At 44.0% G+C, this 11,845-nt stretch carries 6 protein-coding genes and 3 pseudogenes; 2 read left to right on the top strand and 7 right to left on the bottom strand.

Features of this window, described 5'->3' with window-relative positions:
- Positions 1-109: pseudogene (locus FTU17_RS12260) on the top strand (IS701 family transposase); the annotation flags it as partial.
- 16 nt (positions 110-125) lie between these two features.
- Here the strand turns inward: FTU17_RS12260 and FTU17_RS17385 are convergent.
- From FTU17_RS17385 to FTU17_RS12240, 5 genes and pseudogenes are all read right to left on the bottom strand, one after another.
- Positions 126-224 (bottom strand): annotated as a pseudogene (locus FTU17_RS17385) (cation transporter); the annotation flags it as partial.
- An 86-nt stretch (positions 225-310) separates the two neighbouring features.
- Positions 311-3,451, bottom strand: coding sequence for an efflux RND transporter permease subunit (locus tag FTU17_RS12255; RefSeq protein WP_179994455.1), 3,141 nt, complete (start codon positions 3,449-3,451; stop codon positions 311-313).
- The gene (locus FTU17_RS12250) at positions 3,441-4,670 is read right to left on the bottom strand and encodes an efflux RND transporter periplasmic adaptor subunit (protein WP_016658777.1); all 1,230 of its coding nucleotides are present in this window, start codon (positions 4,668-4,670) and stop codon (positions 3,441-3,443) included. The genes FTU17_RS12255 and FTU17_RS12250 overlap by 11 nt, the downstream gene beginning before the upstream one ends.
- Position 4,671: 1 nt before the next feature.
- Complete coding sequence (locus FTU17_RS12245; RefSeq protein ID WP_035269736.1) at positions 4,672-5,997, bottom strand: TolC family protein; 1,326 nt, start codon at positions 5,995-5,997, stop codon at positions 4,672-4,674.
- A 48-nt stretch (positions 5,998-6,045) separates the two neighbouring features.
- Complete coding sequence (locus FTU17_RS12240; RefSeq protein ID WP_227591103.1) at positions 6,046-6,462, bottom strand: cation efflux protein, CzcI-like; 417 nt, start codon at positions 6,460-6,462, stop codon at positions 6,046-6,048.
- A 289-nt stretch (positions 6,463-6,751) separates the two neighbouring features.
- On the opposite strand from FTU17_RS12240, the pseudogene FTU17_RS12235 reads away from it, so the two are divergent.
- Positions 6,752-6,988 (top strand): annotated as a pseudogene (locus FTU17_RS12235) (hypothetical protein); the annotation flags it as partial.
- 123 nt (positions 6,989-7,111) lie between these two features.
- Here the strand turns inward: FTU17_RS12235 and brxL are convergent.
- Positions 7,112-9,151 (bottom strand): protease Lon-related BREX system protein BrxL, encoded by a 2,040-nt coding sequence (brxL, locus tag FTU17_RS12230; RefSeq protein ID WP_005021615.1) that lies wholly within the window; start codon positions 9,149-9,151, stop codon positions 7,112-7,114.
- 29 nt (positions 9,152-9,180) lie between these two features.
- Positions 9,181-11,805, bottom strand: coding sequence for a BREX-1 system phosphatase PglZ type A (pglZ, locus tag FTU17_RS12225; RefSeq protein ID WP_180004191.1), 2,625 nt, complete (start codon positions 11,803-11,805; stop codon positions 9,181-9,183).
- Positions 11,806-11,845 lie beyond the last annotated feature (40 nt).

Raw genomic sequence — 11,845 nt, 5'->3', positions numbered from 1 at the left:
AAATATATATCGTTGGCAGAAGAAATTATTTAGACCAATTATCAAAAACTTCATTGATGACTTTATTCTCGATAAAAATCATCTGCTACCACAGAGAATCTATAAATGATAGTGCGTAAGTCCTATACTATTAAAAAAGTAGTCGTTAAACCTAAGGCAACCATTAACTTCTTACTATTTTCTTCAGTAACAACCGCATGGCTATGATCATGATGTTCTGACATAAAATATTTTCCTTATTCTATTTATGATGAGCAGAGATATTGGATAACAGCCAATATCTCTGCTGTAAATCGACTAATCTATTGGATTAAGAAACTTTCTTTTCATTTATCCAACGATAAAGCACGGGTAACAGCACCAAAGTTAGTAATGTTGAAGAGATAATCCCGCCAATCACTACGGTTGCCAGTGGCCGTTGAACCTCAGCCCCTGTTCCGGTTGCCAGCGCCATTGGTACAAAACCCAGTGAAGCCACACAAGCTGTCATCAACACTGGTCTTAAGCGCAAAATAGCCCCTTGCCACACGGCTTTATGCACTGGATATTTGTCCCTTAATTCCTTAATAAAGGTCAGCATTACCAGTCCATTGAGGACTGCAACACCAGATAAGGCAATAAAGCCAATTCCAGCTGACATCGATAATGGAATATCCCTTAGCCAAAGGAACAGCACACCACCGGTCAAGGCAAAGGGTACCCCGGTAAAGACCAATAGACTTTCTTTGACATTGTGAAAGACCGCCATCAGTAAAATAAAGATAGTGATTAAAGCCAGTGGAATCACGATTTGCATCCGTGCTTTGGCTGAAGCCAAATTTTCAAACTGACCGCCATATTCTATCCAATAACCACTTGGCAAAGTGTATGCTTTGAGCTGTGTCTGTACATCAGAAACAAAAGACCCTAAATCACGCCCTTCAACATTCGTTGTAACCACAACTCGGCGTTTACCATTTTCTCGACTGACTTGGTTGATTCCTTCAATGGTCGAGACTTGCGCGACATCCGACAATAAAATACTGCCACCATTTGGAAGCTGAATAGGTAACTGGGAAACAGATGCGACACTACGGTCTTGCTCTCCAAGACGGATAACAAAATCAAAACGACGATCGCCTTCTAAAATCTCTCCCACGCTTTGTCCACCAATACTGGTTGCCACAAGGTCTTGAATTGAACGCACACTCAAACCATATTGTGCAGCCAAAGTTTTATTTACCTCGACATTCAGTAATGGCAAACCTGAGGTCTGCTCAACTTTCACGGCACTGCTACCCGATATTTGCTGAATGATTTTGGAGATTTTAGTCGCCTCAGTATTGAGGACATTCATATCATCACCGAAGATTTTCACACCAACATCACTACGCACACCTGAGATCAATTCATTAAATCGGAGTTCAATCGGTTGTGAAAATTCACTATTATTGCCTGGAATCGTGGCTAAATACGTCACCATACGGCCACGTAATTCATCTAAACTTTCTTTAGGATTTGGCCATTCTGAACGAGGCTTTAACATGATATAGCCATCTGAAATATTGGGTGGCATGACATCTGTTGCAACCTCGGCTGTACCCGTTCTGGCAAATACTGCCTTAATTTCAGGGAAACTCTTTAAAAGAAGTTTTTCAGTATTCTCCTGAATACGTAAAGACTCTTCTAAGCCTGTACTTGGTGAACGTAACTGTTGTACCGCAAAGTCTCCTTCACTGAGCTGTGGTGCAAATTCACTGCCGAGTTTGGTACTGATAAATCCCGTAATCACTAATACACACAGTGCAAAAGTCAGCACAACTGCTTTGTATTGATACGAAATATCAAGAGTTTGCTGATATTTAGCTTTTAGCCATAACATCCAACGACTTTCTTTTTCTTGAATATCGCCTTTGACCCACAATGCCACAGCAGCAGGCACAAAGGTGATCGATAAAATAATGGCTGCAACAAGGGCGAGTACCACTGTCAATGCCATCGGATGGAACATTTTTGCTTCCACACCACTTAAAGCAAAAATCGGCAAATACACCACCAAAATAATAAGCTGACCAAAAATAAGAGGACGACGTGCTTGGCGGGCAGCCAGAAAAACTTCCTTAAAGCGTTCACTTTGTGTGAGAGGTCGTTTTAACAGTTGCTGTGTATGGGCTAAACGCCGGATACAGTTTTCGACAATCACCACAGCACCATCGACAATGATGCCGAAATCGAGTGCACCTAAACTCATCAGATTGGCACTGATATTTTTCTGTGCCATCCCGGTTAAGGTAAACAGCATAGAGAGTGGAATGACACAGGCAGTAATCAAGGCAGCACGGATATTCCCTAAAAACAGGAACAGAATGATGATGACCAGGATTGCTCCCTCTACCAAGTTTTTCTGAACGGTTTTAATCGCCTTCTCAACCAAGGTAGTACGGTCGTACACCGTTTCAATCACTACCCCTTTAGGCAAACTATTCTGAATATCTTGAAGCTTGGCATCCACAGCTTTAGAAACAGTCCGGCTATTTCCCCCCATCGCCATCATGGCAATCCCTAAAACGGTTTCTTTGCCGTTATAGGTTGCCCCACCGGTTCTTAAATCATGCCCAATAGAGACTTGCGCAATATCACCAACCCGAATTGGGCTGCCATTTGGGCTACCCAGCATGGTGTTCTCAATATCAGAAAGCCCATTGAATGTACCCGGTACACGTACCGTCAGTTGCTGACCATTGTCTTCAATATAACCTGCACCTCGGTTCTCATTATTTTGCGCTAAAGCCTGTTGCAGTTGTTCTAATGAGATATTCAGTTGCTGCATCCGGTTTAAATCGGGAGAGACCACATAGGTTTTTTCAAAACCACCAATACTGTTGACCTCTGCAACTCCCTTAACACGTTGCAGTTGAGGACGCACAATCCAGTCCTGAATCTCACGTAAATCCATCGGCGTGTATGCAGTTCCATCCGGCTTTTTCGCATTCGGATCTGCCTTCAGTACCCATTGATAAATCTCACCGAGACCCGTAGAAACGGGGGACATCGTCGGTGCGATTTGTGCAGGCAACTCAGATTGCGCCTCCTGTATCCGTTGGTTAATCTGCTGACGGGCCCAATAAATATCAGTCCCATCTTTAAAGACAATGGTGACTTGAGAGAGTCCATAACGGGATATGGAACGGGTAAGCTCCAGATCCGGAATGCCAGCCATGGCATTTTCAATGGGATAGGTAATCCGCTGTTCGACTTCAAGCGCAGTAAAACCCTTGGCTTGAGTATTAATCTGGACTTGGGTATTGGTAATATCGGGTACAGCATCAATCGGGAGTTTCTGATAGCTATACACCCCGACCGCAATCCAGGTACAGACAAAGAGCAACACCCAAATCGCATTTTGTATGGAAAACTGAATGATTCGTTCGAATAAACCTTCTGGTTTTGGCAGATCAGAATTAATGTTCATGGCCTGCCTCGTCTTTTTCTAATTCAGATTTCAACAAGAAACTGCCTTGAGCGATATACTTCTGCCCTTCAGTCAGCCCAGAAATCACTTCAAGCCATTGTCCATCACTTGAAGCCTGCCCCAATTGCACTTTCTGTGCTTTTAAGTGGACTTGACCTTTTTGTTCTGAATCTACGATGAAAATACTGTCTTCACCTTCAATACTTTGCAGCGCAGACTTTTGAATCCGAAGGGCTGATTTTGCTGTAGCTTCCGGAATCAACACTCTCACTAACACATTAGAACGCAACTCAGTAGCTTGCGCATCGAGTTTTGCGCGCACCACCAGACGCCCTGTTTGTACATCTGCCTGAGAGGTTAAGCTTTGTACAGTAGCTTTATAGATTTGATCTGAATCATTCACTTTAAAGTCAATTTTTTGCCCGGCTTGCAGTTGACCTGAGAATTGATTCGGCAAATTAAACTCAAGCCATAAATCTTTCAGCTGTTCAATGACAAAGAGCTGATTAGCCAGTTGCACATTTTCACCGACCACAATATCTTTTTGACTGATCACCCCAGAGATCGGTGCTTTAATCAGAAAACGCCCATTGTTATTGCCACTTGCACCTAATGCATTTAAACGTGCTTGTGAGGACTGGACAGTAATCTGCGCTTGACGGTAGGCATTTTCGGCACGCTGGTAATCCTGTTTGGCAGAAATCCCCTGTGACCAGAGTTGCTGTTCGCGCTGGTAATCTTTACGGGCCAAATCCAGATTCACCTGTGCCATACGCAGATTTGCCTGTTGGTCGATCAGTTCAGGCACGATTAGTACAGCCAGCGTTTGTCCTTTTTGCACGCTCTGTCCTAAAGCCACATTGACCTGCTCGACATGACCACTAAAATTAGGCGATATATGCGCTTGTTGATCGGTATTCACCACCAATTTACCTGGCAGGGTTGTCAGCTTTTCAACCAATCCTGTGGATGCAACAGCAACTTTTAAACCTTGTTCAACCATTTGTTGGCTGGTCAGTTGTATTTCGCCTTCTTCAGCATGTCCTTCTTCAGAACTATCTTCATCAGAATGTTCGGCATTTCCCTCATCATGACCATGCCCCTCAGATTCAGTTTTTTTTGAACTTAACCAAATAACCAGACTGACCAAGACCGTAATCAGAATCAAAATTGCAATCATGAGAGACTGGGATATTTTTCCGTTTTGCTTGGCGTTCATTTTATCGTGCTCCCCCATTGATTAAATTTTGCGATGCTTCGACTGCCTTTTTATTCAGTTGTGTATAGGCATCCGAACGGCTAATTTCTTCATAACTTGTGCCAATACTGAGTGCCTCAGCTGCGAGGGCAGTTTGCCAAGCTTGACGTAGAATTTGTAATTGACCCAATCGAAGATTCTGCAGTTGGGTGGTTGCTTGCTGAACGTCGGTAATGGACAGTTTCCCTGCCTGAAACCCTTGTAAAGTACGGCTCTGAACTTTGGTCGCCAAAGTAACTTGTGCTGTTGTGGCATCGAACTGGCTACGTAAACCTTTGAGCTGATGCATGCTGTTGGCAATATTGAGTATTTGTTGCTTCAGCTCACGCTGCTGCTGTTGGTTCAGCAATATTTGCTGTTGCTGGACCATCGGGATCGCATATTGCTGGCGGTTAAAAATATTCAGTGGAATAGCCACGCCGATTGCCAAAGTCGTATCGTTGCTTTCATTAGGGGTTTTGCTACGTTTCATGCCTACATTTAAAGTCGGATTGGGACGTGCCTGAATTCTTAAATTTTCAATTTGATGATCCGATTGCTGAATGTTCAAGGCATAGAATTTTTCTAGCCACCCTTCAGCAATATACCGTTGCACAGTTTGGAGACTTTGCTCTGGCCAAGGGATAGCGGTTTTATTCAATTGAAGATGTGAAGATGTTTCTCCCCCCCACAAATTAGACAGCTGACGACCGGCAGCTTGTTTATTCAGCATCGCTTGCTGATAAAGTCGTTGGATTTCTAGCGCTTCAATTTGGGTACGCTCAAAATCAACCAGGGCAATACTGCCTGCCTGATAGCGTTTCTGGGCACTGTCCAGATTGGCTTTACTTGTTTTTAACTGTACTGAATAAGCAGACTGCTCAACCTCAGCAAGTGCAAATTGCGACCATGCAAATTTAACAATCAGTTGGCTTTGTGCCTTCCATAATTGCTGTTGCAATTGGATTTGTTGATTCGAGGTATTGGCAATCACCCGGTTCAGCTTACGCTGACCAAATAGATCTAGAGGTTGACTAACGCCAACATTGAATTCCTGTTCTTGACCTGAGCCAAAGCCAGACTGTTCTAAACTTATACTTGGATTCTGCCATAACCGACTTTGCTGAATATTCAATTCAGATATTTGCTGAACTTGTTGCCACAGCTTGTCTTGAGTCTGGTAACTTTGTACTTTTGCTAAAGCGGATTCAAAGCTGGTAACGTTTTCAGCATAGCTATATTGCATAGCCGCTGCACATATACAAGCAACCAAGCTATGACGCAAGAGTATAATTGATTGTGAAGACATGATTTTTCCCACTTATTTAAATAATAAAAGTGGTGGGAATGTTTTAGGCTACCCCACCATGAGCGGGGAAAATTCGGGAGGTGGGCTTTGTTGAAACAGGTCAGGAGCCTGATAGCTGTTTTTCCAATGAAATTGTGGATTCACTTTAACTTCAGAGCTTGGATGAAACACATCTACTTTTTCATTTTGTACAATCAAATGCGTCATCGATGGTAGATGATCTTGATGATCTTCACCGATTTCTAAATCGCTACTGAATGTTTTTATGTTTTCTGACTGTCCATTATGATCGTGTTGACGACTATCGCTGGCACACAAGGTATTTTGGTGATGACCAAAATGATAACTCTGCTGTGATTGAGGCTGTTGTTCATGGACACAAAAGGCCGCCGCCACATTCCAAAAGCTTTGGAACATGAACAATCCAACCAAGACTGTAATCCATGTAGTAGAACGCATCATCATAACAATCGAAAAATTTGTACCAAGTATAAGGCTTAGAGCCACTCCAAGGTCAAGCTTAATAAATTAAATTAAACATTCAATGAACACTGAATAGCCGGCACTTTTGCAAATTTACCTTGTCTCTATAAGCTCACATCAATTTCAGGTAAGAATAACAATAGATAGTGAACCGTACCGGGTTTGTCGGAGACTTTTTATTTAAGTTAGGCCACCTGACCTAACGGGTTAATCTTATCATTGTACATTGCTTCAAACTCAAAAGGCGATACATTGTCAACGGCATTCTAAAATTGACCCCTTTTACCTTACAAATGGCAAAGTAAAATTGCCCCCTGAAATCAGAGAAAGAGCGGTTCAATTATTGATTGAATCTGAAAAAGATTATCCTTCTACTTGGGCAGCAATCACAGCTATTGATCCTAAAATCGGTTGTACTCCTGAAACATTGCGTGTTTGGTATCAAAAATATTTAGATCAACAAAATCCTGTCAAAGTACAACAGATATCTGATCAAAAAAAAATGAAGGGTAATCCCCCCTAAAATACTAGCTCTTTAAAAGAGGCAGTATTATGCTTTTACAACATGGTGTTTAACTTGAGAAACTGAATTTAAAACAATCTACTGTAACTCTTCCAGACAGATATGAAATTAATCCACCCCTAACCCTTTAAACACCGCATCCACCGGATCTGCATAAAAGCTGGTCTGGAACTTGGTAAACAGTTCCACAGGAATCGTTGGGATATCTGCCGCACTACTCATTGGTAAAGCAACCTTCTTGGCACCCGCATCAAAAGCAACTTGCAGACATTCGGCAATACTTTCCACCGGTGTCACTGAACCACCCAAGCTCATATCACCCAGTACCACCATCTGACTTTGTACCGATCGTCCTAAGAGGCCAGAAGCGAAAGCCACTAAACTTGGCAGAGCAAGATGGCTGAGCGGGCCGGTATTCTGTAATTCCACCACATGTAAGTGGAAATCATGTTCCAGCACCTTACTGCCCCCCGAGATCCGGGATGCATTGGCCTTGAAGTAATCAAAAGCAATCTTGACCTGTTCTTTGGCACTACTTGAATTCCATAAGCCAGATGTCGCCAATTTTCCTGAACCTTTAGTGACTTGAAGTTCTAAGCGGTATAAGCCTGGCATGCCCTTATTACTGAGGCCAATGGTATACAGGAAGCCTGGTTTAGCAGGACCTTCGGGAATAAGTCCACCTCCACCCTGCTCTTTTACCGAAACAAAATGCTCTTCTAGGGTGTCATTGTCGATATAGCTAAAATGCACATCATAGAATTCCATCCCCCCAATTTTTTTCAGCTGTTCTTTGACCCGACGGCGCACCTGCAGCGCATATTCCAGGCATTGCCGTACATCTTCTTTGTTAAATTGACCATGTGGGTAGAGCAGCTTCATCAATCCAGAAACCGTCTTGCGAACGGCAATCACATCACGCTGATTCAGGTTATTCCCTAGCTTAAAGTACTTCTCAATGGCATCCGCAAAACTACGCTTACGCATTTCCCGGAAGAACTCAGCCAGATAATCAACGATCAAGCCATAACGGTTGGTAAAGAATTCCGGGCGCATTTTCGGAATTTCCCAACCCGGGATATAGGCATGAAAGCGATCAAAGAATGCTGAATCGATCATGGCTTCAGGAAAAGGAGCCAATAAGTGGCTAGTCTTCACCAAGGATTCAACACTTTGGTTAATATTACCCACAAAAACCATCGAAGCTGAGGCTTCCATCTGTTCACGACCACGGGCAAAAGATCCTGAGGCCATGTAGTCTTTCATGATCTGTACGCCATCTTTGTCCTTAAAGGAAATACCAGCAACTTCATCAAAAGCTACCACATCCCATAAGCCCACCAGACCAATACGGCGGCTACTCATGTTATAGAACAGGTTGGCGACAGTCGTTTGTCCACCGGAGACTAAAATACTATTCGGTGAACACTCTTTGTAAATATGGCTTTTCCCGGTACCGCGTGGTCCCAGTTCACAAACGTTATAGTTATTTTCAACGAACGGAACCATACGCGCTAATAGGTGCCATTGCACATCCTCTTTTAACGAAGCCGGTTCCATGCCGATCGAACGGATTAAACTCTCGCGCCACTGATCAGTGCTTAATGCTGCTCTGCCACTGAAAAGTTCATCCATATTCATATTCGGCATTTGAATCGGCTTGAGTAAGCTCACGCCAAATGGAGAACTAGTCTGTCCTTCTTCAAAATAATAACTGAGCGTAGCAATGACCCAGATACCACCAACAAGTAATTTTTCATACTCTTTGACGATGCCTGCCGAGATTTCGGCATCTTTGATGCCAAGATTACTAAATGATGCTTCGTATTTGTCTTTACGCTCATTCAGCTTTACAGTCACCCGATCAATGACCTTATAACTGCCCCGTTCACGGACCAGGGATTTCACCTTCTCGGCTTCATCCGGTCGGACGTAGTTCTCAGCCAGTACGGTCTTTACGTTACGTAGTCCCTGTTCAATGATCTCTGGATCATCCGAGGCACAGTACATCCCCAGCAGGTATTCGAGTACATAGACAGGGACATTGGCCCCTTCTTTGATCAGTTTAGTTAGATCCTTACGTACCACCCGCCCAGCAAAGTGTTCATTCAGCAGCTGATCCAGTTCTTTATCGTTAGCAGATTCCATGTAGGCTACGCTCTATCGTTAATTCGTTATTAGAAGAAGTCATCGGTAAATGCCAAATCAATGGTGACCTTATAGCGTTGCATCTCGATATTCAGGTCTTTGTCTTTCAGTACCAGGAAGTAATCTTTCTTACGGTCAAAATCAGTGCCAGACAATGACAGTCTGACCTGTTTGACCCGATCGGCAACAGAGTCGGTAGTGCTATCAAAAGTCAAAGTTTCTTCACTGGAAACTTTAAGATCCCCATCATAAATGGCAATGGATAAAGTCACTGGCATGACCAGCTCACTGACAGCTTCGGTTTGCATCAAATCAAACTTCTGGATGTTATTGACCATCTTCAGCGTGGATTTGGTAGAAATGACCTCAACTTTACGCTTGGTCCGCTGTCCAGCCTTTTCACCACGTAGCTGTTTTACCATCAGTACCGGTACCACAATTTCCTGAGGCATGATGCCGCCATGCACGAAACGTGAGCCTCCTACGAAATGGAAACGGTTCGCCCCTTTTGGAATCCAGAAATCAGTCGCAGATAATGTGCCTGCCGTAGCTTGGGTTGAGCCTTTCCAGGCTTCCTTGCTCTCTGGTAAACCATGCCCAATCACATAGCGTTTTTTGCTCTTCAATGTATTGGCAGGTTTTTCAGTCAAGCTTGAACGATCCGCAGATTCCAGTTTACTTTGCTGGAACAGGAAGCCATGGTCGGCTGTAATCAACAGGGTAGAAATATTGAAGTGCATTAAGATTTTGCGGCTGAGTTCGGTCAGCTCTTCAATAGCATGTTCTACCGCCATAAAGGTTTCTGATTCTGTCGAGGCACTGTCACCGCGTGCATCAATCACGTTGTGATAAACGTAAATCAGCTCATGATCTTTCAGCGCTTCACGGCCTTCATCACGCGACCAGCCTTTTACCATTTCAGCGGTTACTGCCAATCCATTATAGGCAGCCAGAATTTTGGATCGTGCTGCAGTCCCTTTGCTGGACTGCCCATCTACTAAAACATCATCACCTGCGGCCTCTTTGTACTCCAAAGTCTGATGCGGCAACAACGAGGCCATGCCAAGTGTGGTGTAACTTGGGACAACGCCCAGCTGTGAAGACAAGGTCGCTTCAGAATAACGCTTTTCATTGATACGATCACGCAGCTCTACCGCAGCTTCATAACGGAAAGCATCACTGATAATCACCACAATACGGCGTTTCGTTGCGGAACTGAGTAAGGGTCTAACGTGAGTATCGTAGAAGTTCTGCTGATTTGGGATATCTGCCATTTTCCAGACATTCAAGCGTTGCTCAGCTTCAATCCGCTCGCCCCAGTTGCGTGCCAAGTGGTCAATAAACCAGTAGGAATAGCAATTTTCCACTTCTTCATCGAGTTTTTTCAGGATATCGACATGAGCGCGTTGAGAAGCAGCACTGTAGTGGCGATAGGCCATATCAAAGCGATACAACTCCTGCTCGTAGGCTTTATACAAAGCTTCACTGGAGTCGAAATAGAAACCGGCATCAAACTGCTGTCGCAGGCTAAACAGCTCAATGGCTGCCTGCAACGCTGTATAGACAGTACGATATTTACGGCGTGTTGCATCATCCTTATGTTTGGAAGCCCAATAACCATCCAGACGGGTAGAAATAATCGTTCTGAAATGTTCCAGTTCAGCTTTGGTTGCTGCAGGGATATGACTGGCCAAATCAACAATGATCTTTTGTTCAATCACTTCAAAGGTCATGACATCCAGCAGCTGCCCCAGATCAAAGGCCCCGACCCTCTCCTGGATCCGCAGTGCATTCGCCACGGTCTGGGAAAGCGTATCGAAGGTTGGGTAGTATTTAGAACTGTCTCTCCAGCGCGACAAAAAGGCTCTAGCCGTCGCACGGGAGCTGACGGATGACATCACCAGTTCTTGAGCCCATAGCGGTATATCGCCCAGGCTTTCACAGAAACCTGTAGTCATCAAACGGATAAAGAACGTACCGAGCTTGAATGGTGCTTCCCCATTCAATTCTTCAACCGATGCTGGATAACCAATTTCCGCCTGTAATGCGGTGACCAAAGCTGGCACCAGTTGGAATTTTTCCAGTTCAGCAAAGGAGTCTGGATTGACTTCCAGAGCCAGGTTCTGCTGTACCATTTCATCTGCCAGTGCCAGAACGATATGCATGAGTTCGGCACTGTCGGCCTTGACCACAGCTGCAATCATGGCCATATCCAGATTCTGTTCATCTGCATCAGGCTGGGTATAACGTTTTAATGCGCTCAGACGGGCTTTGGCTTTGAGGAACTCTTCACGTTTGGCCAGATGTTCTCTTAAACTTTGTTGCTGTAGCCCAAGCTCATTGAAAATAATCGAGAAACGATCGGCATAGAAGATGCGTGAATAGAGCTTGATGTCCAGTAACCAGTCTTTTTCAGTTTCAGGCTCAGGACTTGGAAAATACAGCAAGTATTTGCCCTGCTGATCCTCAAGTTCCAGTTTAAGCTTAATCGCAAGGCTGGATTCTTCTGCCATATTCAGAATATGAACATCATTCAGTTTTAACGCCTTTACTTCTTCGCTAAAGGACTGTTCCGCATCGTACCAGAAGACAATCCGGTGCTGTTCAATATAAAAGGCTTGTTCCAGACCTTGTTGTAGTTGACTTAAATTCATGCAACGACCTCATCAAGGTCTAGTACCGGAGAAAAAGCAT

Origin of the sequence: Acinetobacter sp. YH12070 (assembly GCF_013419625.1) — a bacterium.
Classification (GTDB): Bacteria; Pseudomonadota; Gammaproteobacteria; order Pseudomonadales; family Moraxellaceae; genus Acinetobacter; species Acinetobacter amyesii.
Note: the sequence above shows the minus strand (reverse complement) of the source record. Positions and strands in the feature narration are given on the sequence as shown.

Excerpts from the sequence above, each read along its gene's own strand:
- FTU17_RS12240 (WP_227591103.1), bottom strand. The coding sequence starts at position 6,462 with ATGATGATGCGTTCTACTACATGGATTACAGTCTTGGTTGGATTGTTC.
- FTU17_RS12250 (WP_016658777.1), bottom strand. The coding sequence starts at position 4,670 with ATGAACGCCAAGCAAAACGGAAAAATATCCCAGTCTCTCATGATTGCA.
- pglZ (WP_180004191.1), bottom strand. The coding sequence starts at position 11,805 with ATGAATTTAAGTCAACTACAACAAGGTCTGGAACAAGCCTTTTATATT.
- brxL (WP_005021615.1), bottom strand. The coding sequence starts at position 9,151 with ATGGAATCTGCTAACGATAAAGAACTGGATCAGCTGCTGAATGAACAC.
- FTU17_RS12255 (WP_179994455.1), bottom strand. The coding sequence starts at position 3,451 with ATGAACATTAATTCTGATCTGCCAAAACCAGAAGGTTTATTCGAACGA.
- FTU17_RS12245 (WP_035269736.1), bottom strand. The coding sequence starts at position 5,997 with ATGTCTTCACAATCAATTATACTCTTGCGTCATAGCTTGGTTGCTTGT.